Annotated in this window: 25 protein-coding genes; 15 read left to right on the forward strand and 10 right to left on the reverse strand. The window is 59.9% G+C overall.

What is annotated here, in order from left to right; genetic code table 11:
* Window positions 1-66: 66 nt before the first annotated feature.
* Both ACQY47_RS02810 and ACQY47_RS02815 read right to left on the reverse strand, forming a co-directional pair.
* Complete coding sequence (locus ACQY47_RS02810) at window positions 67-1449, reverse strand: aspartate aminotransferase family protein (protein ID WP_428555411.1); 1383 nt, start codon at window positions 1447-1449, stop codon at window positions 67-69.
* A gap of 45 nt (window positions 1450-1494) precedes the next feature.
* Window positions 1495-2334: a helix-turn-helix transcriptional regulator gene (locus tag ACQY47_RS02815; RefSeq protein ID WP_026013485.1), complete on the reverse strand. Its 840-nt coding sequence runs from the start codon at window positions 2332-2334 to the stop codon at window positions 1495-1497.
* Between the two features lie 153 nt (window positions 2335-2487).
* Between ACQY47_RS02815 and ACQY47_RS02820 the strand changes: the two genes are divergently transcribed.
* The 5 genes from ACQY47_RS02820 (at window position 2488) to ACQY47_RS02840 (ending at window position 7576) form a co-directional block, all read left to right on the forward strand.
* On the forward strand, window positions 2488-3819 hold the full coding sequence (locus ACQY47_RS02820; protein ID WP_428555415.1) for a flavin-containing monooxygenase: 1332 nt from the start codon (window positions 2488-2490) through the stop codon (window positions 3817-3819).
* Window positions 3820-3842: 23 nt separating this feature from the next.
* Window positions 3843-4253, forward strand: coding sequence for a RidA family protein (locus tag ACQY47_RS02825; RefSeq protein WP_003207327.1), 411 nt, complete (start codon window positions 3843-3845; stop codon window positions 4251-4253).
* Window positions 4254-4263: 10 nt separating this feature from the next.
* Window positions 4264-4941, forward strand: coding sequence for a DUF1028 domain-containing protein (locus ACQY47_RS02830; protein WP_056859544.1), 678 nt, complete (start codon window positions 4264-4266; stop codon window positions 4939-4941).
* Window positions 4938-6083: an acetylornithine deacetylase gene (gene argE, locus ACQY47_RS02835; protein ID WP_428555420.1), complete on the forward strand. Its 1146-nt coding sequence runs from the start codon at window positions 4938-4940 to the stop codon at window positions 6081-6083. The genes ACQY47_RS02830 and argE overlap by 4 nt, the downstream gene beginning before the upstream one ends.
* Window positions 6084-6940: 857 nt before the next feature.
* Window positions 6941-7576 carry a type III effector gene (locus tag ACQY47_RS02840; RefSeq protein WP_428555423.1) on the forward strand — a complete coding sequence of 212 codons (636 nt, stop codon included), beginning with the start codon at window positions 6941-6943 and terminating at the stop codon, window positions 7574-7576.
* Between the two features lie 28 nt (window positions 7577-7604).
* Here ACQY47_RS02840 and ACQY47_RS02845 read toward each other — a convergent pair whose 3' ends face one another.
* Window positions 7605-8690 (reverse strand): LacI family DNA-binding transcriptional regulator, encoded by a 1086-nt coding sequence (locus tag ACQY47_RS02845; protein WP_017134544.1) that lies wholly within the window; start codon window positions 8688-8690, stop codon window positions 7605-7607.
* Window positions 8691-8994: 304 nt separating this feature from the next.
* Here ACQY47_RS02845 and ACQY47_RS02850 point away from each other — a divergent pair, with 304 nt between their 5' ends.
* The 3 genes from ACQY47_RS02850 to ACQY47_RS02860 are packed head-to-tail and all read left to right on the forward strand — an operon-like array spanning window position 8995 to window position 12255.
* Window positions 8995-10320 (forward strand): MFS transporter, encoded by a 1326-nt coding sequence (locus ACQY47_RS02850; RefSeq protein WP_428555427.1) that lies wholly within the window; start codon window positions 8995-8997, stop codon window positions 10318-10320.
* Between the two features lie 23 nt (window positions 10321-10343).
* Window positions 10344-11330 carry a dihydrodipicolinate synthase family protein gene (locus ACQY47_RS02855; protein ID WP_428555430.1) on the forward strand — a complete coding sequence of 329 codons (987 nt, stop codon included), beginning with the start codon at window positions 10344-10346 and terminating at the stop codon, window positions 11328-11330.
* Complete coding sequence (locus ACQY47_RS02860; protein ID WP_017134541.1) at window positions 11320-12255, forward strand: PfkB family carbohydrate kinase; 936 nt, start codon at window positions 11320-11322, stop codon at window positions 12253-12255. The genes ACQY47_RS02855 and ACQY47_RS02860 overlap by 11 nt, the downstream gene beginning before the upstream one ends.
* Before the next feature lie 684 nt (window positions 12256-12939).
* On the opposite strand, the gene ACQY47_RS02865 is transcribed toward ACQY47_RS02860, so the two are convergent.
* A complete protein-coding gene (locus tag ACQY47_RS02865) occupies window positions 12940-13851 on the reverse strand; it encodes a LysR substrate-binding domain-containing protein (protein WP_010171799.1) in 912 nt (303 codons plus the stop codon).
* 250 nt (window positions 13852-14101) lie between these two features.
* Between ACQY47_RS02865 and ACQY47_RS02870 the strand changes: the two genes are divergently transcribed.
* Complete coding sequence (locus ACQY47_RS02870; RefSeq protein WP_017139661.1) at window positions 14102-15517, forward strand: purine-cytosine permease family protein; 1416 nt, start codon at window positions 14102-14104, stop codon at window positions 15515-15517.
* Between the two features lie 29 nt (window positions 15518-15546).
* On the opposite strand, the gene ACQY47_RS02875 is transcribed toward ACQY47_RS02870, so the two are convergent.
* Complete coding sequence (locus ACQY47_RS02875; protein ID WP_428555436.1) at window positions 15547-17079, reverse strand: sensor domain-containing diguanylate cyclase; 1533 nt, start codon at window positions 17077-17079, stop codon at window positions 15547-15549.
* A gap of 181 nt (window positions 17080-17260) precedes the next feature.
* A complete protein-coding gene (locus tag ACQY47_RS02880) occupies window positions 17261-18154 on the reverse strand; it encodes a LysR family transcriptional regulator (RefSeq protein ID WP_428555439.1) in 894 nt (297 codons plus the stop codon).
* 94 nt (window positions 18155-18248) lie between these two features.
* On the opposite strand from ACQY47_RS02880, the gene ACQY47_RS02885 reads away from it, so the two are divergent.
* Window positions 18249-19430, forward strand: a complete 1182-nt coding sequence (locus ACQY47_RS02885) for an MFS transporter (RefSeq protein ID WP_428555442.1) — start codon at window positions 18249-18251, stop codon at window positions 19428-19430.
* Here the strand turns inward: ACQY47_RS02885 and ACQY47_RS02890 are convergent.
* The 4 genes from ACQY47_RS02890 to ACQY47_RS02905 all read right to left on the reverse strand — a co-directional run bounded on the left by ACQY47_RS02890 (window position 19427) and on the right by ACQY47_RS02905 (window position 21977).
* Window positions 19427-19909, reverse strand: coding sequence for a GNAT family N-acetyltransferase (locus ACQY47_RS02890; RefSeq protein ID WP_428555445.1), 483 nt, complete (start codon window positions 19907-19909; stop codon window positions 19427-19429). The genes ACQY47_RS02885 and ACQY47_RS02890 overlap by 4 nt on opposite strands.
* A 74-nt stretch (window positions 19910-19983) precedes the next feature.
* Window positions 19984-20343: a hypothetical protein gene (locus ACQY47_RS02895; RefSeq protein WP_099548748.1), complete on the reverse strand. Its 360-nt coding sequence runs from the start codon at window positions 20341-20343 to the stop codon at window positions 19984-19986.
* The gene (locus ACQY47_RS02900) at window positions 20344-21318 is read right to left on the reverse strand and encodes a hypothetical protein (protein WP_099548747.1); all 975 of its coding nucleotides are present in this window, start codon (window positions 21316-21318) and stop codon (window positions 20344-20346) included.
* A gap of 194 nt (window positions 21319-21512) precedes the next feature.
* A complete protein-coding gene (locus ACQY47_RS02905) occupies window positions 21513-21977 on the reverse strand; it encodes a MarR family winged helix-turn-helix transcriptional regulator (protein WP_169988759.1) in 465 nt (154 codons plus the stop codon).
* 97 nt (window positions 21978-22074) lie between these two features.
* Between ACQY47_RS02905 and ACQY47_RS02910 the strand changes: the two genes are divergently transcribed.
* The 5 genes from ACQY47_RS02910 (at window position 22075) to ACQY47_RS02930 (ending at window position 25597) form a co-directional block, all read left to right on the forward strand.
* Window positions 22075-22443, forward strand: a complete 369-nt coding sequence (locus ACQY47_RS02910; protein WP_169988757.1) for an antibiotic biosynthesis monooxygenase family protein — start codon at window positions 22075-22077, stop codon at window positions 22441-22443.
* 32 nt (window positions 22444-22475) lie between these two features.
* A complete protein-coding gene (locus ACQY47_RS02915; protein WP_099548745.1) occupies window positions 22476-22934 on the forward strand; it encodes a hypothetical protein in 459 nt (152 codons plus the stop codon).
* Between the two features lie 198 nt (window positions 22935-23132).
* Window positions 23133-24011 (forward strand): glyoxalase III HchA, encoded by an 879-nt coding sequence (gene hchA, locus ACQY47_RS02920; protein ID WP_428555452.1) that lies wholly within the window; start codon window positions 23133-23135, stop codon window positions 24009-24011.
* Window positions 24008-24727 (forward strand): PA1136 family autoinducer-binding transcriptional regulator, encoded by a 720-nt coding sequence (locus ACQY47_RS02925; protein ID WP_428555455.1) that lies wholly within the window; start codon window positions 24008-24010, stop codon window positions 24725-24727. Before hchA ends, ACQY47_RS02925 begins: the two co-directional genes overlap by 4 nt.
* Window positions 24728-25303: 576 nt before the next feature.
* The gene (locus ACQY47_RS02930; RefSeq protein ID WP_056859523.1) at window positions 25304-25597 is read left to right on the forward strand and encodes a hypothetical protein; all 294 of its coding nucleotides are present in this window, start codon (window positions 25304-25306) and stop codon (window positions 25595-25597) included.
* Window positions 25598-25984 lie beyond the last annotated feature (387 nt).

Raw genomic sequence — 25984 nt, forward strand, 5'->3', positions numbered from 1 at the left:
CCGTTCAAGCCGTGTCTGATGGAGATTGCCCGCCACCCCGCGCCTGAGGGTGGTGGGCAGGTCACTTCAGAGTTTTCCCGCGATCCGTGCGGTGCGGTCTACCGCAATCCGGGTCTTGTCGACCAGCTCATCCAGCTCTGCCCGCGTGGCCACCAGGGCCGGCGCCATGATCATGCGGCCCAGGGTCGAGCGGATGATCACGCCCTCTTCAAAGCCAAAGGTGCGGCACTGCCAGGCCAGGTCGTTTTCGTTGGCAAAGCGTTTGCGCGTGGTCTTGTCTTCGACGAACTGCAACGCCCCGAGCAGGCCCGTGCCCTGGATCTCGCCGACCATTGGGTGGTTGCCGAACACGTCGTGCAGCAGTTGCTGCAAGTACGGCCCGGTGTCGTCTTTCACCTGACGCACGATGCCTTCATCGCGCAGCGCCTTGAGGTTGGCCAGCGCCACCGCCGCCGCCACCGGGTGACCGGAATAGGTCAGCCCGTGGGCGAACACACCACCCTGCTCCACCAGCGCCTCGGCGATGCGTTTGCTCAGCACCAGGCCGCCCATCGGCAGGTAGCCCGAGGTCAGGCCCTTGGCGATCGACAAGGTGTCGGGCTCGAAGCCGAAGTGCTGATGGGCGAACCATTCACCGGTACGACCAAAGCCACCAATCACCTCATCGGCGCACAGCAGCACATCGTATTGGCGGCAAATGCGCTGGATTTCAGGCCAGTAGCTTTCTGGTGGGAAGATCATGCCGCCCGCACCCTGGAACGGCTCGGCGATAAAACCGGCGACATTTTCGGCGCCCAATTCCAGAATCTTTTCTTCCAATTGCAGCGCGCAACGACGACCAAATTCGGCCGGTGTCAGCTCGCCGCCATGGGCAAACCAATACGGCTCGTCGATGTGCGCGACGTCGGGAATCATGCCGCCCATGTCGTGCATGAACTTCATGCCGCCCAACGCAGAGGCTGCCAGGGTTGACCCGTGATAGCCGTTCCAGCGGCCGATCATGATTTTCTTCTGCGGTTGCCCGACCACTTGCCAGTAACGGCGCACGGTACGGATCAACACCTCATTGGCCTCGGAGCCGGAGTTGGTGTAGATCACGTGGCTGTAGTGCCCCGGCAACAGGCTGAAGAGCAGCTCCGACAGCTCGATCACCGCCGGGTGGGTGGTGTGAAAGAACATGTTGTAGTACGCCAGCTGGTCCATCTGCGCGGCGGCGGCGGCAGTCAGGTCGCGGCGGCCATAACCGAGCTGGGTACACCACAGGCCAGACATGCCGTCCAGGTAACGCTGGCCTTCGCTGTCCCACAGGTACAAGCCCTCGCCGCGCACCATCACACGCGGGCCTTCGGCGTTCAGCGCCTTCTGGTCGACAAACCCATGGATATGGTGGGCCGCATCAGACTGCTGGTAATCCTCGGTGCGACGGTTGATTTGGGCGGGTAGGTTCATGGTTTCTCTCTCTTATTGGTCGTGACGCAAGGGCTGGCAAGCCACTCAGCGGTGCTTGCTCATGTAACTTTCAAGCGGGTCTTTGCTCAGCACGCCCTGGGCTTCGGCGAGCGAGTCGATAAACAGGGCAAACAGTTCCGACTGCGCGCCGATATCGAGCTTGGTGTAGATGTGTTTGCGATGGGACTTGATGGTGTCTTCCGCCACCTCAAGGCGCTCGGCCAGCGAGCGGGTGGAGTGCCCACGCAAAATGAGTTGGGCAATGCGGCATTCACGCTCGGTCAGGATCGACGAGCCGAAGTTGTTCAATGCCGCGTGAATGCGTTGCTCCAGCAGGTTTTCGAAGCGTGCGCCGTGGGCATCCAGGCCGACAAAATGTTTGCCCAGCACGGCCAATACCCAAGGGGTTATGCGCTTGAATTGCGCGATGGTGGCGGCGTCGAGCTTTTGCGTAAACGCCAGGGACACCGCCAGGCTGGAGCCTTTGCTCGACTGCAGGATGTAATTGAGCTCGTCTTCGAGCTGAGAGTGGCGGTAGAACGACTGGAAGTACTCGCTGAGCTCGAAGTGGTCAGGCGCAACGTCTGCCAAGGCATAACAGCCTGAGCTGACGCCTTCGACACAGGCGTCGTAAAACGGGTCGAGCAAGTAAAAGCCCGACAGGTACTGGCGCACATTGCCTTGCGGCAACCACGGCCCATCCAGCTCGAACAGTGCACTGGGCATGCCGCCACGCGGGTAAAAATACAGCGTCGTGGCCTGTATCGGCTGCACACACCCGAGGGCATCGAACAAGGCGGCAGCGAACCCCGATTGCCCGATGTTATCGGTCACCAGGGCCATCTGTTCGAACCATTGCGCAGAAGAAAGCCGGTCGTTTTCCACGTCGAAGCCTCGCTCAAAGAACTGCAAGGATGGTCACACACCCGCTCCGTCCTCGAAATCACCCGATAGGGTGAGCTTGCATCCGATATTTATGCTCACTCCAAAGCTTAATAATATTTTATTAAAAAACGCCCTCCCCCTAGCCTTGAAGCCATGCCCAAGCTGAATCCAACTGCATTACGCAAGGACAGACACATGACTCAAGCCATAACAAAAACAGACACGCTGGTAGTGGGAGCCGGTCAGGCCGGTGTGGCCATGAGCGAGCACCTGAGCAAGCAAGGCGTGCCGCACCTGGTGCTGGAGCGCAGCCGTATCGCCGAGCGCTGGCGCACCGGGCGCTGGGATTCGCTGGTCGCCAACGGCCCGGCCTGGCATGACCGCTTCCCCGGCCTGGAATTTGATGACGTCGCCGCCGATGGTTTTGCGCCAAAAGAGCGCGTGGCCGATTACTTCGAAGCCTATGCCCGCAAGTTCAATGCACCGATCCGCACCGGCGTGGACGTGACCTCTGTGGTGCGTAACGTGGGCCGCCCAGGCTTTACCGTGCACACCAGCGAAGGCGTGATCGAAGCCAACCGTGTAGTCGCCGCCACCGGGCCGTTCCAGAAGCCGGTGATCCCGTCCATCGCCCCTGAAGACAGCGCGCTGCACCAGATCCACTCCGCCGACTACCGCAACCCCGCACAACTGCCCGCCGGCGCCGTGCTGGTGGTGGGCGCCGGTTCATCCGGCGTGCAAATTGCCGATGAGCTGCAGCGTTCCGGGCGCCAGGTGTACCTGTCGGTCGGTGCCCACGACCGCCCGCCGCGTGCCTATCGCAACCGCGACTTCTGCTGGTGGCTGGGCGTGTTGGGTGAGTGGGACCAGGCCGCGATGAAACCCGGTCGCGAGCACGTGACCATTGCCGTGAGCGGCGCCCACGGCGGCAAGACCATCGATTTTCGTGAGCTGGCCCAGCAAGGCATGACCCTGGTCGGCCTCACCCAAGCCTTCGACGGCAACGTCGCGCGCTTCCAAGCCAACCTGGTTGAAAACCTGGCCCGTGGCGACGAGAACTACCTGGCTTTGCTGGATGCGGCGGACGCCTACATCGAGCGCAACGGCCTCGACTTGCCCGTGGAGCCCCAAGCGCGCCGCGTATTCCCGGATGCCGAGTGCATCAAAAACCCGATCCTGGAGCTGGACCTGGCCAAGGCCGGTATCACCTCGATCATCTGGGCCACCGGGTTTGCCGTGGATTACAGCTGGCTGAAAGTCGACGCGTTTGACGCCGCCGGCAAGCCGCAGCACCAGCGCGGTGTGGCCAGCGAGTCGGGCATCTACTTCCTGGGTTTGCCGTGGCAGTCGCGCCGGGGCTCGTCGTTTATCTGGGGCGTGTGGCATGACGCCAAATACGTGGCCGACCACATCGCCATCCAGCGCCAATACCTTGAGTACCGCGAAGCCGCACCGGTTGCTCACCCGTCGCCGGTCCTTGCCTGATCACTTTTTTCGGAGTTTTTTTGATGCCTACTCACACTCGCATCCGCATGTTCAACACCAAGGAAACCTACCCTAACCAGAGCCTCGACAACGACCTGTGCCAGGCCGTACGTGCCGGCAACACCGTGTACGTGCGCGGCCAGGTGGGCACCGATTTTGATGGCAACCTGATTGGCCTTGGCGACCCGCGCGCCCAGGCCGAGCAAGCGATGAAAAACGTCAAGCAACTGCTCGAAGAGGCCGGTTCGGACCTGAGCCATATCGTCAAGACCACCACTTACCTGATCGACCCGCGCTACCGTGAGCCGGTGTACCAGGAAGTCGGCAAGTGGCTCAAGGGCGTGTTCCCGATCTCCACCGGGCTGGTGGTGTCGGCCCTGGGCCAGCCACAGTGGCTGATGGAAATTGACGTGATCGCCGTGATCCCCGAATAAGGAGCTACCCATGACCTTTTCAATCGTCGCCCGTTGTGCGGACACCGGCCAACTGGGCATCGCCATCAGCTCCTCGAGCATCGCCGTGGGCGCCCGCTGCCCATGGCTGCGGCCCGGCGTGGGCGCAGTGTCGACCCAGAACATCACGTTACCGGCCCTCGGCCCGGACGTGCTCGACCTGCTGGAACAAGGCCTCGATCCTGCGGCCGCCGTCGACAAAGCCCTGACGAGCAACGGCTACAGCCAATACCGACAACTGACGGCGATTGATCACCTGGGCCGCAGTGTGCATTTCAGTGGCAGCGAAACCCTTGGCACCCACCATGCCGTGTCGGGCGAACAGTGTGTGGCGGCGGGCAATATGCTCGCCGACCGCGCGGTGATCGAGGCGATGGTGCACGCCTTCGAACACGGCGAAGGCCAGCTCGCCGATCGACTGCTGGCGGCGATGCATGCCGCCATCAACGCCGGTGGCGAAGCCGGGCCGGTGCATTCCGCCGCGCTGGTGGTGGTGGGCGAACTGACCTGGCCGATCATCAACCTGCGCGTGGACTGGGCCGATGAACAGCCCATCGCCGAACTGCAAAAGCTCTGGGATGCCTACCGCCCGCAAGTGCAGGACTACATCGACCGCGCCCTCGCCCCCGACCGCTCGCCGGGCTACGGCGTGGCCGGAGACGACCGATGAGCCGCAGCCGCGAACTGCTGCAGACGCTGGTGGGCTTTGATACCACCAGCCGCGAGTCCAACTTGCTGCTGATCGAATTTGTGCGCGATTACCTCGCAAGCTTCGGCGTGGCCAGCGAACTGGTCTACAACGAAGAACGCAGCAAGGCCAACCTGTTCGCCAGCATTGGCCCGGTGCAATTGCCGGGCATTGTGCTGTCGGGGCATACCGATGTGGTGCCGGTGGACGGCCAACCGTGGACTGTGCCGCCGTTTGCGCTGACCGAGCGCGACGGCAAGCTGTTTGGCCGCGGCACGGCGGATATGAAGGGTTATATCGCCTGTGTGCTGGCGTTGGTGCCAGCGTTGGTGAAAGCCAACTTGCGTATCCCGGTGCATATCGCCCTGTCTTACGACGAAGAAGTCGGCTGCCTGGGCGTGCGCTCGTTGCTCGCGGTGCTGGAGCAACGGCCCGTCAAACCGATGCTGTGCATTATCGGTGAGCCGACCGAGCTGAAACCGGTGCTCGGCCACAAGGGCAAACTGGCGATGCGTTGTGATGTGCATGGCGAGGCGTGCCATTCGGCGTATGCGCCCTATGGGGTGAATGCGATTGAGCATGCCGCCGAGTTGATTGGCGAACTGGGGCGCATTGGCCAGCGCCTGCGCGAGCAGCAGGACCCGCGGTTTGACCCGCCGTTCAGCACGGTGCAGACCGGCGTGATTACGGGCGGCAAGGCCTTGAATATCGTGCCTGCCGACTGCCGCTTTGATTTTGAAGTGCGCGCATTGCCGTCGATGGACCCGGGTGAAGTGGCTGAGGAGCTGCAAGCCTATGCCATGCAGCAGGTGTTGCCGCGTATGCAGGCCGTGAGTAAACAGAGCGCGATTCGGTTTACTGAGCTTTCGGCATATCCGGGATTAGTCACCGACGAGCGCAGCCAGGCAGCGGAGTTGATCGCAGCGTTCAGTGGCTCGCGGGACTTCGGCACCGTGGCGTTTGGCACCGAAGGTGGGTTGTTTGATGCGGTGGGCATACCCACGGTGGTGTGTGGGCCGGGGAGCATGGACCAGGGGCATAAGCCGGATGAGTTTGTGAGTATTGAACAGTTGGCAGGCTGTGATGCCATGCTGGAGCGCATGCTCGATTCGATCCGCGCCTGAGCCAGCTCCCCACCAAACACCACAGTTCAACTGTGGGAGCCGGGCTTGCCCGCGATGGCGGTGTATCAGGCGGCCCATTCTCAGCTGGCCCACCGCTATCGCAGGCAAGCCAGCTCCCACATTTTTTGCCCTGTGTTCCAGTCCAAGCACCGCACAACCTGTGGGAGCCGGGCTTGCCCGCGATGGCGGTGTATCAGATGGCCCATTCTCAGCTGGCCCACCGCTATCGCAGGCAAGCCAGCTCCCACATTTTTTGCCCTGTGTTCCAGTCCAAGCACCGCACAACCTGTGGGAGCCGGGCTTGCCCGCGATGGCGGTGTATCAGATGGCCCATTCTCAGCTGGCCCACCGCTATCGCAGGCAAGCCAGCTCCCACATTTTTTGCCCTGTGTTCCAGTCCAGGCACCGCACAACCTGTGGGAGCCGGGCTTGCCCGCAATGGCGGTGTATCAGGTGGCACATTTGCAACTGACCCACCGCCTTCGTGAGCAATCCCGCACACATTTGGATTTCGATACATCAGGTGGATGCTGTGTTGCTGTGCTTTTGCTTCTACCACTCAGGTCGGCTACTCGGCCGCCGTGCTTTTGCTTTTGATCTGAGACACCCCGTCACCCACCAGCCCCCGCCTACGTTTAAACCTGGAACTCGCTGCGTGTACGCAACCACACAGGTGCAGGCTTTTTCGTGCGTGTACGAAAAGTCCAGACATTGAGTAGCCCACTGACTGCGTCATCTTTTCAACAAAGGTAACCCACATGCGAGTAGAAACCTCTCCTCCTCCCTATATCAGTTTGGGCGTCAGAGATGCGCTATTGAATGGGCGATCCCCCTTTGATACCGGCGGATTGGAGAACATGAGCAACGCCGATGTCGCACGTCACGCCAACGTGCGCTTTAGCCCGAATTATGGCGCGCCGACATTTGAGGTTGCTCAGCAGTCCACTGGTGAGGTCTTGGGTGGCTGGAGCTGCGAAAATAAAGCACTGAAGCTCAAGAAGTTTCCATTTATCAAATTCACGCGCACACCCGCCAAAGAAGAAGGGAAATCGGTGGGCGACAAGTTCCACATCAGCGTGACACAAAAGGATGTGCCCAAAGCCTTTGAAGTCATCAGCACGCTCATTCACTCAGAGGACAGCCCGATCAATAGCTGGAAAACCACTGATGTAAGCCGTGTTGATCCAAGGGACACCCGAATTTCGCAGGGCGCTCAGTTCACGCTCTACCCCAAGCCAGACCGCACGGATGGCACCTATAGCCCCGAGCACATGGGAAAAATCCGGGCCTTGGTAAAAGCCCTCGAACAGGAGTTGCAAGAGGCCGGCGTCGGTAAAAGCGAGCACAAACCCGCCTCCGATGTCTCGGCACCGCAGTGGGGATACGTGTCTTATCGCAATGAAGTACGCAGCGACCGGCAGGGCTCCGAAAGCCAAAGCGCCGCATTGAAACAAGAGCCGTTTTTCAAGCTCATCGCCGGGATCACCACCTGAATACACAGAGCAGGCGTGAACGATCTAGCTACTGTGGGGGCCGGCTTGGCGCCGGGCCTGTCGACTCGCGCTCGACGAGCTGCACCTCCAGCATCGGCGGCGCCTCACAGGCAAGTCCCGCCAGACGGTCGATCAGGTACTGCGCCGCCATTTCACCTATCAGCCGGTCAGGCACCTGAACGGTGGTCAGGCCGGGCTGGCTGTGGGCCGCGATCTCGATGTCGTCGAAGCCGCAAATCGACAATTGGCCGGGCACTGCGATACCCAGTGCCTGAGCCTCCAGCAACGCGCCGATGGCAAGCATGTCATTACCGCAAATGATGGCGGTGGGGGCCGGTTGCTGGCTCATGATGTGCCTGAGGCTGGCACGGGCAAACGCGACGCGTCCCTCGTTCAGGCGCTGGTCGCGGATAGCCTGATGCTGAGGCCGCAGCGCAAGCCCTTGTTCGGCCAGGGTGGCGTGCACGGCTTGCAGCCGCGCCTGGATCCGGCCGTTGTCGGTGACCGACTGGAAAATAATGCCCAAGCGCTGATGCCCAAGCGCCAGCAGGTGTCGGGTAATCATGGCGTAGGCCTGCCCGTGGTCGAAACCCGCGCAGGGGTGCCGCGCACCGGCACGCTTGCCGAAGGTGACCACATACGGCGTGCCCTTGGCATTCAACTGATCAAATAACGCATCGGGGTAATCATCCCCCAGCAGCGCCAACGCATCGACGCCGCGCGCCAGCATACCTCGAGCCTGACGATAACCCTCGCCAGGATCATAGGCCGAGCAGGCGACAAACACTGCCAGCCCCTGAGCACCCAAACGGTTCTGGAAAGCCTGTAACTGCTGGTGAAACTTTTCGTGCTCTAGGGTCGGCACGATCACGCCGATGGTATACGAGCGCCTGGAAACCAGCGACCGCGCCGCCGCGTTGGGCACCCAGTCCAATTGGTCAATGGCCGCGCGGACCTTGGCCCGGGTCTTCTCACTGACACGTTGCGGCTCATTCAAATAGCGCGAAACCGTTGCGGTCGACACATTAGCAATCCGGGCAACGTCGGCGAGTACCGGCTCCTGGGTAACCAGCGCTTGGGGCGTGTCGGGGGGCGTGGTGGTGGCAGCGGGCATAGGCGGCTTCATGTCAAAAGTTAAGCGTCAGGCACAAACTAAGCGGGCGCCCAGACACAGTCAATGAACCGTTGACAGCGCGCAAACTGAAAACCTAGGATGTAAGCGCTAGACAAAAATAATAAACGGCAAAATAAGAAGGTTATATTGGGCAACAATCAGTAAAACTTTAAAAGCCCTAAGCGCTTTTTTGTCTTGATGATAAACGGTTACATAACGCCACGTACGGCCAGGCCAACCTTTATGCCGAGCCAACGCGCCAGTTAAGGCACGCTGTCAAAAACAATAAAAAGAGACCTCCACCATGAGCCAGACACCTGCACACCCGGTTGCGCCACCGCGTATTCGACGCCAGCAAACCCTCGCCCTCAGCCTGTTGGTGCTCAGCGGCATCATCAACTACCTGGACCGGGGCACCCTGGCCGTCGCCAATGAATTCGTGCGCGCCGACCTTGGCCTGTCGATGGGCGAAATGGGTATCCTGCTCTCGGCGTTCTCCTGGAGCTACGCGCTGTGCCAACTGCCCGTCGGAGCCCTGGTCGACCGCATCGGGCCGCGCTGGTTGCTGGGCGGCGGCCTGGTGCTTTGGTCCCTGGCCCAAGCGGCGGGCGGCCTGATGTCGAGCTTTGGCTGGTTCTTGCTCGCCCGTGTGCTGCTGGGTATCGGTGAGTCGCCGCAATTTCCGTCTGCGGCGCGGGTGGTGAGCAACTGGTTCCCCGTGCGCTCGCGCGGCACGCCCACCGGCATCTTCAATTCGGCCTCTCCACTGGGTATTGCCCTGGCCCCGTTGTGCCTCTCGGCGCTGATCGCGGCACTCGACTGGCGCTGGGCGTTTTACATTACCGGTGCCGCCGGCCTGCTGGTCGCGGTGGTCTGGCTGGCAGTCTATCGCGACCCGGTCAAGAACACGCTCACAGAGGAGGAACGTCGCTACCTGTACAGCGACGAGCCCGACCTCATCAGCCCCAAGGTCACGTTCGCGGACTGGCGCGCGCTGTTCTGCCATGCGACGACCTGGGGCATGATGCTTGGCTTCATGGGCTCGGTGTATTTGAATTGGGTCTACCTGACCTGGCTGCCCGGTTACCTGCGCAGCGCCCGGAACATGAGCCTGGAAATGAGCGGCGTGGCCGCCGCCCTGCCGTTCCTCTGCGGTTTTATCGGCGCGCTGGTGGCCGGCTGGGTGTCCGACCGGATCACCCGCCGCAGTGAAACAGCGGTGCTGGGACGGCGCAACGCCATGGTCGTCGCCATGCTGGGCATGGTGATATTCACCATCCCGGCAGCGCTGGTCGAGAGCAACGTGATCGCCGTGGCCTGCATTTGCGTGGTGATCTTCCTCGCCAATGCCTCCTCGGCCTGCGCCTGGTCACTGGCCACGGCGGTGGCGCCGGCCAATCGCGTGGCCTCGCTGGGTTCGATCCAGAACTTCGGCGGTTTCCTGGGCGGTGCACTGGCGCCCATCATCACCGGCTTTATCGCCCAGACGTGGTCGTTCGTACCCGCACTGCTAACCGGTGCCGCCATAGCCCTGGTCGGCGCGCTGTCGTACCTGTTGCTGGTACGCAAACCCATTCCGGACATTCGGCCATCACCTTCGGCCCAAGCCGCAATAACAGCTCACCCATGAGCACTCGCACAGAGGACACTGCTATGCCACGCCCTGCCCAACCCATCATCGAAGGCATTGTCCCGGTGATGCTCACCCCCTTTAACGACGCCGGCAAAATCGACTTCCCCAGCGTTGAACGCTTGATCGAGTGGTACCTGGCACATGGCTGCGACGCCCTGTTCGCAGTGGCCCAGTCCAGTGAGATGCAATGGCTCAGCCTTGAGGAGCGCACGCAGCTGGCCCGGCATGTCGTAGAGTACGTGGCAGAGCGAGTGCCGGTGGTGGTGTCGGGCCATATCAGCGACGACCTCGACACCCAGGTGCATGAGCTCAATGCAATGGCCGGCTGCGGCGCCGATGCGGTGGTGCTGGTCACCAACCACCTTGACCCGCAACGCGAGGGCAGTCACGTGCTCCTCGCTAACCTGCATGCCCTGCTGGACCGCCTGCCCACCGACTTGCCACTGGGCCTCTACGAGTGCCCGGCGCCTTATCGGCGCTTGCTCAGCGATGAGGAGCTGCAAGCCTGCATCGACAGCCAGCGCTTCATCATGCTCAAGGACGTGAGCTGCGACCTGCAGGTGGTCAAGCGCCGCGTGGCCCTGGCGCAAGGCTCGTCGTTGCGCATTCTCAACGCCAATGCGGCGATCGCCTGGGACGCCATGCAAGCCGGCGCAGCAGGTTTCAACGGCGTGTTTACCAACTTCCATCCCGACCTGTACCGATGGCTGCGCCTGCAGGGCACGCACCACCCGCAATTGGCTGAAGAGCTGGCAACGTTCTTGGTGCTGGCGGCCACCACGGAAGGCATGGGCTACCCGGCACTGGCCAAAATCTACCATCAGCGGCTGGGCACCTTTGATTCAATCCGTTGCCGGGTGATCGACTACGACGTGCGTGAGCGTTTCTGGGCCCTGGATGCGGTGCTGGATAAAATCGTTGCGGGCACCGAACACTTTCGCGCCAGGATTCAAGCGCTTGACGCCCCGCAAGGCACGCCCGCAGGAGAACGGCTGCATGTCGGCTAACCCTGTGATTTGTGTCGGCTGCGCGCTGTGGGACACCATTTTCAGTGTCGATCACATCCCGCCACTCAGTGCCAAGGTCCTGCCCCGCCTGGCGGTCCAGGCCGCTTCAGGCATGGCCACCGCTGCGGCGATCAGCATCGCGCGCCTGGGTGGCCCGGTCGCCCTCTGGGCGCGTGTCGGCGACGACGCCACCGGCAAAATGCTCATCGACAACCTGAAGCGCTCCGGGGTTTCCACCGCCGGTATCCAACCAGTCCCAGGAGGGCACACTCCGTTCTCAACCATCCTGGTCGACCGCGATGGCGAGCGACTCGTGGTGCCCTACATCGACCCCGCCCTGGACGCAGCCCCCGACTGGCTGCCCCTCCACGACATCGCGGGCGCTGCGGCGGTGATGGCCGACGTGCGCTGGGTAGAAGGCGCAAAGGCGGCGCTCACCGAGGCCAGGCGCGTGGGCGTACCCACGATTCTTGACGCCGATGTCGCCGCCGTGGAAGACCTCAACACACTGATCCCCTTGGCAGACCACCTGCTGTTTTCCGAACCGGCTCTGCGCTCACTTGTCGATAACGCCACGCCCGAAGAAGCACTACTGACGTTGGCAGCCCGCAGCCAAGCCAACGTCATCGGCGTCACCCTTGGCGAGCACGGCGCGCTGATCTGGCAGCGCGGCACATTGACTGTGCAACACGTTGCGAGCCCGCGTATTCGAGCCATCGACACCCTCAACGCCGGGGATATCTGGCACGGCACCTATGCGTATGGCCTGGCGCACGGCTGGACACTCGACAAGCGTGTGCACGCAGCCAACATTGCCGCCGCCATGAAGTGCGAAGTGTTTGGCGGGCATCTGGGCGCCCCTCGCATGGAGCAACTGCTGGCGCGCCTGAGCGTCGAACGCCAAGCGCTTCTTTCAGGCCGTTGAAAAGACGCGCAACACGGCCTGGCGGTGTAAGGCCGTGAGGGGCGGCCTCCCCCTGTGGGAGCTGGCTTGCCCGCGATGGCGGTGTATCAGGTGGCCCATTCTCAGCTGGCCCACCGCTATCGCAGGCAAGCCAGCTCCCACATTTTTTGCCCTGTGTTCCAGTCCAAGCACCGCACAACCTGTGGGAGCCGGGCTTGCCCGCGATGGCGGTGTATCAGGTAGCACATTTGCAGCTGACCCACCGCTATCGCAGGCAAGCCAGCTCCCACATTTTTTGCCCCTGTGTTCCAGTCCAGGCACCGCACAACCTGTGGGAGCCGGGCTTGCCCGCGATGGCGGTGTATCAGGTGGCCCATTCTCAGCTGGCCCACCGCTATCGCAGGCAAGCCAGCTCCCACATTTTTTGCCCTGTGTTCCAGTCCAGGCACCGCACAACCTGTGGGAGCCAGGCTTGCCCGCGATGGCGGTGTATCAGATGGCCCATTCTCAGCTGGCCCACCGCTATCGCAGGCAAGCCAGCTCCCACATTTTTTGCCCTGTGTTCCAGTCCAGGCACCGCACAACCTGTGGGAGCCGGGCTTGCCCGCGATGGCGGTGTATCAGGTGGCACATTTGCAGCTGGCCCACCGCTATCGCAGGCAAGCCAGCTCCCACAGGTGATTTTCAGTGTTTATCAGAAGGTATTCAGCCAAGGAGTCTTGCGAGCTCTTCGCGGCAGTAATCCACAAACAACTGCACCGGCTTGGTCAACGGCGCCCGCCGCAGCCAGACGGCGGATAATCCTGAACCGGTGACCGTTTCCGCCAACGGCACACACACCACCTTCTGCCCATCGTAGGTGTACTCGGTAAACGGCTTGGTCACCAGAATCGAAAAGCCAAACCCGCGCCCTACCATGCCGCGCACCATCTCGATGGACGGCGAGCTGAACACGATATTCGGCGTTAACCCGCGTTCTTCAAAGATGCTCACGAAGTAGGTCCGGCTCGGCAGTACATCGAGCAAAATCATCGGTTCCAGCACCAGGTCCGCCAGCGACACCTTGGCCTGCTGCGCAAAGCGGTGATCGGCCGGCAACAACGCATAGGGCTGCTGCGGCGGCATCAATGGCGTGGTTTCGATGGTGCCGCCCAGGTCGTGCTCAAACAGCATCGCCACATCGATACTGCCGGCCGTCAGCGCCTGCACCAGCTCTTGCTGCTCGCCGTCGCGAATGCGGATTTCCACCCCAGGCCACAGCGCCTTGAACCCCGCGATCAAGCGCGGCAAATACAACGGTGCCACCGTCTCAAAGCAGCCGATATCGATCTGCCCCGCCACCACATCATTGTCGGCCAGGGCGTTTTGCTCGAACTCATGGGCTACCCGTAGCAACTCCAGCGCCTTGCGATAAAAGCGCGCGCCGCTGGGGGTGAGTGAAACGCCCTGGGCGTGATGACGGATAAACAGCTGCACACCAAAGCTGTCCTCCAGCTGCTTGATCGCGGTCGACACCGAGGGCTGGGCGATATACAGCTTGCGCGATGCCTCGGCAACGCTGCCGCACTCGGCCGTGGTGACAAAATATCTGAGCTGGCGCAGGTTATAGGCAGCCATCGGGACCTCCAGAAACGTGGGACTTCGCCCCAAACAAGTGCGTAAAAATCGGCTTTTTCACACTGATTCAAGACCATGCAACATACCGGAGCAAAAATTCCGGTGAGCTATATTTTTTAAGGTCTATAGCAACAAACTTACTAATTTACCTCCCCGCGCCCATTGCAGATGATCACTCCAACAACAAAGCGCCGCCCACGCTGCGCACAGCGAAGTACGTCAACGTACTCACCTTGCCTCGGAGTTCGTCATGGTCACCACTGCAACATCCTCCGCCCCGCTTATCGAAAAACACACGATCGGATACGTGCCCCCCGAAGACCGCCATGGAAAGGTAAGAGACCTGTTCACCCTGTGGTTCGGCGGCAACATCGCGCCGTTGCCGATCGTTACCGGCGCGCTGGGTGTGCAATTGTTCCACTTGAACCTGGTGTGGGGCATCGTCGCCATCCTGGTTGGCCACCTGGTCGGCGGCGTGCTGATGGCGCTGCACTCGGCCCAAGGCCCGCAAATGGGCATCCCGCAAATGATCCAGAGCCGCGCGCAGTTCGGCTCCTTGGGTGCCCTGCTGGTGGTGGTGATCGCCGGCGTCATGTACATCGGCTTTTTCGCCTCCAACATCGTGCTGGCGGGTAAATCCCTGCACGGCGTGGTCGACAGCGTGCCCGTGCCCGTCGGCATCGTGATCGGCGCCATTGGTTCCGGCATCATCGGCATCATCGGTTACCGCTTTATCCACGTGCTCAACCGCATCGGCACCTGGGTGCTCGGCGCCGGCATCGTGCTGGGTTTTGGCTACATCTTCACCCATGTGCAGACCACCGACTTCCTGACCCGTGGCAGCTTCAACATCTCCGGCTGGCTGGCCACCGTATCCCTGGCGGCGTTGTGGCAGATTGCTTTTGCGCCCTACGTGTCCGACTACTCGCGCTACCTGCCGGCTGACGTGCCTGTGGCGTCGACCTTCTGGACCACCTACCTGGGCTCCGCCCTCGGCTCCAGCCTGGCCTTTATCTTCGGCGCCGTCGCCGTGCTTGCCACCCCGGTGGGCATGGACACCATGGACGCAGTAAAACTCGCCACCGGCGCCATCGGCCCGTTGATGCTGGTGCTGTTCTTGCTCAGCGTGATCAGCCACAACGCCCTCAATTTGTATGGTGCGGTGTTGTCGATCATTACCCTGATCCAGACCTTCGCCTACCGCTGGATCCCCACCGCCAAAAGCCGCGCAGTGATCTCCACCCTGGTGCTGGCCGCGTGCGCCATTGCTGCCGTGTTCGCCTCCAAAGACTTCATCGGCCACTTCGTCGACATGGTGCTGGTGCTGCTGGTGGTGCTGGTGCCGTGGACGGCGATCAACCTGATCGACTTCTACGCGATTCACAAAGGCAAGTACGACATTGCCTCGATCTTTCGCGTGGATGGCGGGATTTATGGCAAGTACAACCCACAGGCGCTGCTGGCCTATGCGATCGGGATTGCAGTGCAGATTCCGTTTATGAACACGCCGCTGTATGTAGGGCCGATTTCCGAGCACATCAATGGCGCGGATTTGTCCTGGGTGGTGGGCCTGGTGGTGACGTCACCGCTGTACTTCTGGTTGGCCAGTCGAGACAGTGCTTATAAGCGCCGGATGGACGGCGGGAAATTGGTGAGCGGGGTTTAAGCAAACCGACTGAAGCGGGCTGGCCCCGTTCAACTGGGGTTCAATGGTGAACCCCAGTCACCAGCCCCCGTCACACACTGGTTACGACCCGCCGCCTTGGCGCTGTACAACGCCTGATCCGCCACCTCCACCAACCCTTGCAAGTCCTCCAACTGAACCCCGGTGGCCGTCGCAATGCCGATGCTTGCCGTCAGCCGCCCGAACGGGCTGGTGCTGTGCACGATGTTCTCTTGCTTCAACAGGTCGAGAATAAGCTGGGCCACCACGGCGGCGCCGTCAGCGTCGGTGTCCGGCATGATGATGCCCATCTCCTCGCCGCCATACCGCGCCACCAGGTCTAACGGCCGCCTTACGCACGCCTCGAAGATTCTGCCCACCGTCTGCAGGCATGCGTCCCCTGCCACATGCCCGTAAGCGTCGTTAAAGCGCTTGAAATAGTCGATATCGATCATCAGCAATGCCAGCGTCGTGCCCTCACGCTTGGCGCGCAGCGCCTCCCTGGCGAGGCTCTCATCAAAGCAGCGCCGGTTTGCCAAACCCGTCAGCGCATCCTTCATCGCCAGCAACTCAAGCTGCCCGTTGGAGGTGAGCAATTGCCGCTGGGTTTCACGCAACTGATCTTCAGCCTCGGTGCGCCGACGGATATCCAGGATCAAAAACCAGCCGATAAGACCGGTAAGCCCCAGCAGCCCCGCCACTACCACCGCCGACAAGAGCGCCTCGGTGCGCCACGCGGCGAGGGCTTCGTGCTTGCCGATTGCCACCGTGGTGATCAGCGGCAGCCGGTCGCTCTGGCGAAAGGCGTAGAGCCGCTCCACGCCGTCCAGGCTGGAGGTAAAAGAGGCGGTGCCGACTGACTGATCAACCAGGTACTTCACATAGATGGGCGACTTGGAAAAGTTGCGCCCCATGTCCTGCTCGCGAAACGGATAGCGAGCCAGCAACGTACCGTCTGTGTGGGACAAGCCAATCGCGCCGTCCTGCCCGACATCGATCTTGCCAAACAAGCGCAGGAAATTTTCGATGCCTAAGGTCACCGCCACAACACCGGCAAAATCACCCTGCGAATCATTGAAACGCCGGCTGATGGTCATCACCCATTCCTGATTCGACCGGCTGATAATCGGCGGGCCGATAAAGATCTCGTGGGAAGGATCGTCACGGTGATGAATGAAATAGGCACGGTCTGTGCTGTTGGCGCCCGCAGGAATCGGCCGGTTGGAGGACATCAACCAGTGCCCCTGTTTATCGTAGATCGTGACACCACTGAGCTGTGGCATCAGCGGCTGCTGGCGGTTGATCAATGTACTCAGCCGCTGAATCTGCGCCGGCCCGCTGCCTTCGGTTTCCAGACGCTCGACCAGCCCGAGCAACAGCAGCGCACTTTGGCGCACGATGCCATCGGCATAGGTCGACAGCGCCTGGGTAAGGTTCAGGCCATGGACGTCCACCTCCTGCAGGGCGCGATCTCGAGAGGCAAACACCTTCCAGACCGTCAATGACCCCAGGGAGCAACCGATAACGGCCAGCAAAAGCACAACCAGGTGGGTATCACGCTTCACATTGCTACCTTTGGAACCTACGGTTTTCCGTAACAGCGGACAGTGGACCTGGGCACTGGCGGCAGCCATTCGCCCTTATTCGCGGGCAAGGATACAAGCAGTTACAAGCCTTCGCAGCAACAGATTATGTGGACGAGAATGGTTCATATTGCCGCGCCTCACGGTGCCCGCAAGCCGGCGCTTACAGCTGATGATGCTCGAGCAAAAAGTCCACAAACAAGCGCACCCGCGCCGGCATCGCCGCGCCGCCGACGAACACCGCGTGAATCGGCTCAACGTCGCCGGGGTTCCAGGCTTGCAGCAGCGGTATCAACTCGCCGCGCCGCAGGTCTTCGCTGACGGTGAACTCACCGATACGCGCAATACCGGCGCCCACACGCGCAAGCTGTGCCAGCGCCTCACCACTGCTGCATTCGATGTTGCCGCTCACCTTCAAGGAATACGCTTGGCCGTCGCGCATAAACGGCCAGTTGGGTTCGGCACGCCGGAAGTTGAAGCGCAGGCAATTGTGCCGCAGCAGGTCTTCGGGTTGCTGCGGGGTGCCGTGGCGCTGCAGGTACTCGGGCGAGGCCACCACCACCTGGCCGGTTTCGCCGAGCCTGCGCGCGGTCAGCGGTCTGTCGGGCAAATGGCCAAAGCGTATCGCCACATCGGCCTGGCCGCCAAGAATGTCGACCACCTCGTCGCCCAGGGTCAGGTCGACCACGATGTTCGGGTAGCGCGCACTAAAAGCGGCCACCAAGGGCACGATCGTCATGCGCCCATGGCCCAGGGCGGCGCTGACCCGCAGCCGGCCCCTCGGCACGCCCTGGTCGGCAATCGCCTCTTCCACCTCGTCCATGTCGGCCAGGATACGCCGCGCACCGCGCAGGAACGCCTCGCCCTCGGCGGTAAAGGTGATCGCGCGGGTGGTGCGCAACAGCAGCCGAGTGCCAAGGCGTTGTTCGGCACGCGCGATAATCCGGCTGACTGCCGACGGCGTAAGCCCCAACGCACGCGCCGCCGCCGACAGGCTGCCCTCCTGCGCCACGCTGGCGAATACCAACATCTCACCTGACCTGCCGTTGAAGTCCATTTGTGCCCCTTACGCAAAGGTGATTGGCAAAAACGCCATCTACCGCCTTCAATCGCTGGATCGTAGCATTGGCGGCATAGATAAGGAGCCTTCCATGCGTATCAATCCACCCCTCGTTGCACTCGCCATGGGTGCCTTTGGCATCGGCGTCACCGAGTTCGCCCCCATGGGCATGTTGCCGGGCATCGCTGCCGACCTCGGCGTCTCAATTCCCGCAGCAGGCCTGCTGGTCAGTGCTTACGCCATGGGCGTACTGCTCGGCGCGCCACTGATGACCCTGACCACCGGCAAGATCCCCCGGCGCTACCTGCTGATCGGGCTGATGGCGATTTTCACCCTGGGCAACCTGATGTCCGCCCTGGCCACCGACTATTACAGCCTGATGATCGCCAGAGTCGTGACCTCACTGAACCACGGCGCGTTCTTTGGCGTGGGCTCCGTGGTCGCCGCCAGCGTGGTCGCCCCGGAGAAACGCGCCGGCGCGGTGGCCGCCATGTTTATGGGCCTCACCCTCGCGACCATCGGCGGCGTGCCGCTGGCCGCCTGGTTCGGTGAACTGCTCGGCTGGCGCACCGCGTTCTGGGGCATTACCGGCCTCGGCGTCATTGCAATGGCTGCGCTGTGGTTCGCCCTGCCCAACCTCAAGGCGCCGCCACACGTCAGCGTGATGGCCGAAATCCGCGTACTGGGCCGTGGCCCGGTGCTGGGCGCACTGGCCCTCACCGTCATCGGCTCGGGCGCCATGTTCACCGTCTTCACCTACATCGCGCCCATCCTCAGCAGCGAAACCCACGCCTCCACCCCCTACATCACCGCCATGCTGGTGCTGTTCGGCGTGGGCCTGACACTCGGCAACCTGTGGGGCGGCAAGGCTGCGGATCGCTCGATAGACCGCACCCTGATCGTGTCGCTGAGCGTGCTGATTGTGGTGTTGCTGGCGTTTACCGTGCTGATGCGCTGGCCGTTGCCCGCGGCTGTGGCCATCTTGATATGGGGTGTCGCGAGCTTTGCCCTGGTGCCGCCGTTGCAGATGCGGGTGATGGAGGCGGCCAAGGACGCGCCCAACCTGGCGTCGGCGGTGAATATCGGGGCGTTTAATTTTGGCAATGCGATTGGTGCGGCGTTGGGCGGTGTGGTGATTAATGCGGGGTGGGGCTATCCGGCGATTTCGTTGGCGGGTGCGGGGATGGCGGGGTTGGGGTTGTTGATGGTGGTGGGGTTTGCTTGGCGGTCGAGGGCGAGAGGAGTGTTAGCCGTCAATCAGGCGTCCAGCTAGCCAGCTGGGCCAATCGCCGGAACACTCCGGCGAACATAATAATTGTCGAATTCACTGCTTTCGATGAATTGGAAACCATGGCGGATATAAAAGCGATTCGACGCGCTGTCTTTGAGAGCCCCCACTTTAATGGGGAGCGCAGCCGCATCCGCCTCTTTGAAAATCTGAGTAAGCACCGCAGACCCTACGCCGGATCCTTGCGCGCCCGGCCGCACATACAAATGGTCAAGCAAGAGCTCATTGTGGTGATGCTTGACCACTACGAAACCAACCCGCTCGCCAGATGCCTCGATGTAGCGTGTGTTGCGAGCTTCAAAACCGCTAACAAACCGCTCGCGCGCACGCACTGGATCAAATCGCCCAACACGCTCCAGGCTTTCGCGCATGGCCTCAATTCGAATGGCTACCAGATCATCCAAGTCACTTTCTTGAGCCTGGACCAACATGATTGGGGAATTTTGATCGGGTGTGACCGGCATAGTCTGCGCTCGAACTAGGATCCTGGGACGGCCAGTATAGAGAGCCTGGCATGAGCCGCCACATCCGAGGGGAATTAGCGTGATATCAATAGCCAACTGATACACATGACGGTAACGGATGTGAAAGCAATCAGTGTCGGAATGACCATCCAGTACTTGAGATGTCGTGGGATTTTTTCAACGTCCTCAACCCGTACTAAACGCCTCCATTCAAATATTCTTGGAATAAGAATGATGATAGCCATGGCAACCAGCCGCTGGGGCCTTCCATCAAAGGGTGCATGACGAAAAATATCCCTGTGCACAGTGATGTAAGCACTGCCCTCCACGTAGCGCTCTGCAGCGTCGAGCTTTTTGAACATGGCACAAAAAACCAGCGGGAGGCTTAATATCATGACGACCCCAGCGCACATGCCGATATATTCAAAGACCATTTAATCCCCCACCGTCCTATAGAGAAATTTCCCTGTGCCTTCTCCCAAGACGCTTCCGGCTTTACCTGCGGCAAATCCACCTGCGGCACCGCCGACAATGGCACATGCCAACGCTCCGGCACCCGCTGTGGGTATGCCAAAAACAATCATGCAGGCGCCGACACCGATAGGCGCCCCAAACGCCGCGCCCACAGATGCACCACCCACCCCCAACACCAATTTTCCCCCTTCAACATACTTCGCCTGCGTACACTCTTGCTCACGCCCTGTGGAACACGCCTCCGTTATCTCCAGCGCCGTCGCCCCAACATCCAACGCTATGCCAATGTAAGTCCCCTTCTTCAATATTTGCGAGGCCTTGGCTAAACGTTTAACCCTTTCCTCATACCCACGAATGTCTCCATGGTGCCAATAGCTTTTACTGGAAATCCCTAACATCTTTTTAATCGAACCTTCGTTTCTCAACCCCGTACCAAAGCGCGCCATGCCCGAGATTTGGCTATCCAACTTGGCAAACAGCGCCCTTCGCTTAACCAAAAACTCCTCCCTTGCCCCAGTGGTGCCTTTGCTCAAGTACTGCTTATGCAAACTCTCGATTTCGATAAGGGTCTTCTCGACTTGCGCCAAATGCTTGCTCCATGCACTGCTGGCACTGCCGATGCCAAGGGACGAATAGGTCAAGATGGCCTGCAACTGATCATAGTTTTTGATCAGAAATTGGTCAGTTGCGGAGTGCGCCAACAGGGCGAGCTTTATATTTTGCGCCGAGCGCATCAGCTGTGCCTCTTCAGCGGTGCAAGCGGCGGTTCGGCTATCCCCGATGATCACCAATTGCCCCGGCAACACCACCGTGTTGCGGATGTGCTGGTTGAGGGTGTCGAACTTGGTGTGTGAATACGGATCAAGCGCCAAGCTTAGTTTAAGCAATGGATAAGGCTGGGGATATTCATTGATAAATGCGTAGGGTCCCTGCATGCGTGCACCTCCAAGTGGCTGAGGCGCACGACTAGTAAGAAGGCGCCACAGCGGAGGTAAGACGTGTATCGGGGTGTTTTTAACGTTTCAGAAACGGACTACTTCACTCTAAGTACATGCCTACGCACTGGGCATAAAACGGGGTCAGACCCTCAGGGATTCTGACACGCTGGATTATGCTGAGGCTGGCCGCGTCAGTCGGCCTGGTCATCCTCAAGCCTATTGCGCAGGTGGTTTAGAACCTGATGGGTAGTCTGGATAGCATCGATGTCCGCCCCCTCCGCCAGCTCATTAATCCAGGGCGTCTGAAGATTCATCGCCAGATCGAATGCTTCTCTTCCAGCTTCAGTCAGGACAACCAACTGCGCTCTGCGGTGGTGTGGGTTTGGCTGAAACTCCAGCAGTCCATCATTCACCAGATCGTTAACGATCCGCTGAACGTTTTGCCGATTTGCCCCCATGTCGCGAGCAATCCATGAAACCGGTTGTGCTCGTTCGGCGTACACAATAGTACCCAGTAGTTGCCAGCGGGCGCTTGTCAGACCTAGCTCTGCGACGAGTCGATCGCCTGCAGTAAGCAGACGCGCACTTGCTCGAAAGATCTCAAGAACCAGATCGCTCATGGCGCGTCCTGCGGGGGTGTAGTTTGTCTTTTTCATGGCGCGAATCCTTCCACGTTGACACCATGATGTCAATCACAGTAGGTTTGGAGCGTGAAACCCAAATTGTCATCATGATTACAATGTAGAGGTCGCCATGCTTTCTATTCGCCCCCTTGATCCGATCGTCCCCATCACTCAACAGCTGCATTGCAGCGAAGCTCCAGTGGTATTGATCAACCTCTTCACTGTCGACGCAGACGATATACCTGACCTCCTTTGCGCATGGGAGCTGGATGCCAACTGGATGAAACAACGTGCCGGTTTCATCTCCACGCAGCTTCATCAGGCCATCGGTGGCAGCAACATGTTCTTGAATTACGCCGTATGGGAATCGGTAGAGCGGTTTCGCGATGCTTTCAATCATCCGGAATTCACCAATGCCTTGGCGCGGTATCCCTCAAGTGCCTTGGCCATGCCGCATCTGTTCACCAAGGTAGCTGTGCCGAATATCTGCACGGCCTGAGTATTAACCAACTGTCTGACGGTATTAGATAAATGCTTAGACGATTACATTTGATCTCCAGCACGCTGGCACTGATGTGCATCGCCACCTTCTTTCTGTCGACTATTTTTGTCGAACTCATCGGATCCGGACGCTCGATAGCCTCACTCAAGCACCTGATCGTGAGTCCCGGGCTTTGGATACTGGTACCGACAATGATTGCGACCGGTGCAAGTGGAGTGCTAATGAGTCGGAAACGACAAGGACGACTGGTCGCCTTGAAGAACAAACGCATGCCATTCATTGCCGCCAATGGCCTGTTGGTTCTGATGCCGTGCGCCATTGTGCTTAACCAATGGGCGTCGGCGGGAATCTTCGATACGCGTTTTTACTTCGTACAGTTAATCGAACTGATCGCAGGGGCCACCAATCTTGCATTAATGGGGCTGAATATGCGTGACGGCCTGCGCCTCAGCGGCCGACTGCTGCGGGTTGAACGTCACAGACAGTAAGCTGAATACTTGCTCCCGTTTGTCCTAAAAATCTGGGCCGGAATCCGCCGTTTGTGACCGACAGCTATCGGCCAAAAGCAGCCGATCGGCGTACTGTATGGGTGCGGAAAATTTCTTTGAGGGAAAACCCTCATTGCTGGGCCTGCGTCACGCTATTAGCATTGATTTCGACAATCGGCCCATTCGTAGGAGAAAACCATGACTACCTTGCAGAGTGACGACAAGCGCCCCACTCCGGATCAGGCAGAGGACAATGCCTTTTTCCCCTCTCCATACTCGCTAAGCCAATTTACTTCGCCAAAATCTGATTTGAGTGACGCGGATTACCCTAATCCTTACCAAGGTGGCCGCTGGAAGATATTGCTGATCGGCGCCGACGAGCGCTATTTACTGACCGACAACGGCACCATGTTTTCCACCGGTAATCACCCGGTCGAGACGTTGCTACCCATGTACCACCTCGACAAAGCCGGTTTCGCGTTCGACGTTGCGACCCTGTCAGGCAATCCGGTGAAGTTTGAGTTCTGGGCCATGCCTTCCGAAGATACCGAGGTAAAGAATTTCTACGCCAAATACCGCGAGCAGTTCAAAAAACCCTTGAAGCTTTCCGATGTGGTCGAAAAGGCACTGGGCGAGGATTCGGATTACATCGGGGTTTTCATACCCGGCGGACACGGCGCGCTGATTGGATTGCCGGAGAATGCCGACGTGAAAGCTGCTTTGCATTGGGCAATCACCAACGACAAATTTGTGATTTCTCTATGTCACGGCCCAGCAGCAATGCTCGCGGCGGGTATTGGAGAGTCGAGGGACTCCTTCATTTTCAACGGCTACAAGATCTGCGCATTTCCAGACAGTCTCGACGCAAAAACGCCCGACATCGGTTATATGCCTGGGCATTTGACTTGGAAATTTGGTGAGCAATTGAAAGCCCTGGGAGTTGAGATCGTCAACCAGGATATTTCAGGTGCAACGCTCCAAGACCGCAAGTTGCTGACCGGCGACAGCCCATTGGCAGGCAATAATCTGGGCAAGTTGGCAGCTGAAGCATTGTTGAAAGAGGTCGCATCGGAGTGAGCGACGGGCCGGCCGAAACAGCGATGCGAGCTGCTCTGGAGATAGAGACGGCGCGCACACTTGAATCAATCAAGAGAGCCGTCAGGGGTTTCGCCACACCCTACGGCTATGATCGATTCGTGCTGTTTTCTGCATCGACGGCAAGTGAAGAAGTGGTTGAGCATATCTACTGGGTCGAAGGCGATTGGTTCGATAACGGTCAATCGGTGGATGCTGAGACTTATGTTCGACATTGTCCGGTGACTCGCCACCTTCTGAATGCTCGGCAATCCTTCTTCTGGCAGAAAGAGCAGGTCAAGGGAGAAGAGCGCTACCGGGTGATTCGTTCTCCAGGTGACCCAGGGATTCAGGGGTTGCAGGTGCCAGTTTTCGGCCCGCAGGGGCTTGAGGGCGCGATGAGCTTGGGGGGGGAGCCGGTGGATGGAAGCGCGCGGGTTCGCTTGGGACTCAGCCTGGTTGCGACGGCCGCTTTTTTCGCAGCTCGGCGGTTGCTTGAGGCTCCACTGGACGAATCGTTAAAAAGCCTTTCCCCGCGAGAGCGCGAAGTCATGGAATGGACGGCTGCCGGAAGACGGCAAGCGGATATTGCAGCAACTCTCGGTTTGTCGGAGCGTACGGTTGAAAATCACCTGCGCTCAGCGCGCCGACGTCTGGGCGTGACAACGACAGCACAAGCCATCAGGATGGCCATCCGTAACGGCGATATCGATGGTTAAGGACGCGGAGAGATCGAGTGGTGGAGCGTTTGGACCTCCGAGTAATTTCCTCAATGGGCTGATCTGAATGTCAGCTATTGGCCGTTTGCCGCCGTTCACCTTCGATGGATCTAAGCTATTTGCACCAGGTAACGCTAGTAGCCAATCAGGAGATTTCTGCCAGCTATGCACGCAGACCTACTGAGGCTCCCGCTGCAAACGACTGTGCAGGCCGAACGCACTTGACTGCGCTGGCCTGTGAAACTAGCCAGATCTTCCTGACCTAGGGATGGAAAAGTTAATGACTGAGGTTGATACATCCTCTCAGTTGCACCCTGGCTACCCACACCTTATAGTTCGCCCCGTCGCCAGCCTTGGCCAGCGACAGGGTTTCGCAGCCCTAAAAACTATTACCTGTACCGTCAAACTCGACGCAGCCGATTCACAGCTGTCTCTAGTTTTATGGCGGTTGTGCGTGGGAGACCTTCGGGTCTGCCGGGTCTGGTAATAGTCCTCCGGTCTGCGAACCCGCGCACAGCTGCCACCCGTTTGTTTCGCAGCAAAAGGTGGCAATTTTTCTTTCTAAGGACTATTACCATGACTACTCAACACCCGCCCCGCCGCTTCACCCCCATGTCCCAAACCGCAACCGAATACCCTGTCCTGCTCATCGACAGCGACGCCCCGCTCAGCGAGCTCCACGCCTGCGCCAGCGAGCGTCTCAATGCGGCCCTCGCCTACCTTCACCTGATGGCCTGTTCCAATGTGTCCGACTATGCTGAGCATGACGTTAATACCGTCGCCAATACCGCGCGGATCATGATCCAGGATGTGTCGGATGTGTTTACGGTGATGGAGCGGCGCGGGTTTGATGTGCCTGCTGTGAGTTGACGTGATGTGAGCCGTGAGGAAACCCGCTTTGGCGGGTTTTCTGGTTTTTGGGGCGGCTACTGCCTGGCGTTCTTGATGGTCACAACGTTTTTTCTAGGCGGCTCGCCAAACAGGCGCTTGTATTCTCGACTAAGGTACGCGGTGATAGGCGTGATGCTCGATTCACACTCCCTCTTTTATTGGCGGAAATGGCTGTTGGAAACCCCGGCTTCTGTGGCGAGGGAGCTTGCTCCCGCTGGGGCGCGAAGCGGCCCCAAAAATGGGACTGCTACGCAGTCCAACGGGAGCAAGCTCCCTCGCCACAATTACCGGCTATGCCTTAACTGACTGGCATTAGCGCAAGCCCCCTCGCCACAGTGAGCTTGTTTGCCATCACCACAATCTGTG

Origin of the sequence: Pseudomonas edaphica, assembly GCF_965277385.1 — a bacterium.
In the GTDB taxonomy this organism is placed as follows: Bacteria; Pseudomonadota; Gammaproteobacteria; order Pseudomonadales; family Pseudomonadaceae; genus Aquipseudomonas; species Aquipseudomonas edaphica.

What these genes read in the sequence shown, in the direction of transcription:
- hchA (WP_428555452.1), top strand. Translation starts at nt 23,133, where the DNA reads ATGACTACCTTGCAGAGTGACGACAAGCGCCCCACTCCGGATCAGGCA.
- ACQY47_RS02855 (WP_428555430.1), top strand. Translation starts at nt 10,344, where the DNA reads ATGCCACGCCCTGCCCAACCCATCATCGAAGGCATTGTCCCGGTGATG.
- ACQY47_RS02820 (WP_428555415.1), top strand. Translation starts at nt 2,488, where the DNA reads ATGCCCAAGCTGAATCCAACTGCATTACGCAAGGACAGACACATGACT.
- ACQY47_RS02825 (WP_003207327.1), top strand. Translation starts at nt 3,843, where the DNA reads ATGCCTACTCACACTCGCATCCGCATGTTCAACACCAAGGAAACCTAC.
- ACQY47_RS02930 (WP_056859523.1), top strand. Translation starts at nt 25,304, where the DNA reads ATGACTACTCAACACCCGCCCCGCCGCTTCACCCCCATGTCCCAAACC.
- ACQY47_RS02910 (WP_169988757.1), top strand. Translation starts at nt 22,075, where the DNA reads ATGCTTTCTATTCGCCCCCTTGATCCGATCGTCCCCATCACTCAACAG.
- ACQY47_RS02865 (WP_010171799.1), bottom strand. Translation starts at nt 13,851, where the DNA reads ATGGCTGCCTATAACCTGCGCCAGCTCAGATATTTTGTCACCACGGCC.
- ACQY47_RS02915 (WP_099548745.1), top strand. Translation starts at nt 22,476, where the DNA reads ATGCTTAGACGATTACATTTGATCTCCAGCACGCTGGCACTGATGTGC.
- ACQY47_RS02870 (WP_017139661.1), top strand. Translation starts at nt 14,102, where the DNA reads ATGGTCACCACTGCAACATCCTCCGCCCCGCTTATCGAAAAACACACG.
- ACQY47_RS02905 (WP_169988759.1), bottom strand. Translation starts at nt 21,977, where the DNA reads ATGAAAAAGACAAACTACACCCCCGCAGGACGCGCCATGAGCGATCTG.
- ACQY47_RS02890 (WP_428555445.1), bottom strand. Translation starts at nt 19,909, where the DNA reads ATGCCGGTCACACCCGATCAAAATTCCCCAATCATGTTGGTCCAGGCT.
- ACQY47_RS02885 (WP_428555442.1), top strand. Translation starts at nt 18,249, where the DNA reads ATGCGTATCAATCCACCCCTCGTTGCACTCGCCATGGGTGCCTTTGGC.
- ACQY47_RS02900 (WP_099548747.1), bottom strand. Translation starts at nt 21,318, where the DNA reads ATGCAGGGACCCTACGCATTTATCAATGAATATCCCCAGCCTTATCCA.
- ACQY47_RS02895 (WP_099548748.1), bottom strand. Translation starts at nt 20,343, where the DNA reads ATGGTCTTTGAATATATCGGCATGTGCGCTGGGGTCGTCATGATATTA.
- argE (WP_428555420.1), top strand. Translation starts at nt 4,938, where the DNA reads ATGAGCCGCAGCCGCGAACTGCTGCAGACGCTGGTGGGCTTTGATACC.
- ACQY47_RS02880 (WP_428555439.1), bottom strand. Translation starts at nt 18,154, where the DNA reads ATGGACTTCAACGGCAGGTCAGGTGAGATGTTGGTATTCGCCAGCGTG.
- ACQY47_RS02860 (WP_017134541.1), top strand. Translation starts at nt 11,320, where the DNA reads ATGTCGGCTAACCCTGTGATTTGTGTCGGCTGCGCGCTGTGGGACACC.
- ACQY47_RS02840 (WP_428555423.1), top strand. Translation starts at nt 6,941, where the DNA reads ATGAGCAACGCCGATGTCGCACGTCACGCCAACGTGCGCTTTAGCCCG.
- ACQY47_RS02830 (WP_056859544.1), top strand. Translation starts at nt 4,264, where the DNA reads ATGACCTTTTCAATCGTCGCCCGTTGTGCGGACACCGGCCAACTGGGC.
- ACQY47_RS02845 (WP_017134544.1), bottom strand. Translation starts at nt 8,690, where the DNA reads ATGCCCGCTGCCACCACCACGCCCCCCGACACGCCCCAAGCGCTGGTT.
- ACQY47_RS02810 (WP_428555411.1), bottom strand. Translation starts at nt 1,449, where the DNA reads ATGAACCTACCCGCCCAAATCAACCGTCGCACCGAGGATTACCAGCAG.
- ACQY47_RS02850 (WP_428555427.1), top strand. Translation starts at nt 8,995, where the DNA reads ATGAGCCAGACACCTGCACACCCGGTTGCGCCACCGCGTATTCGACGC.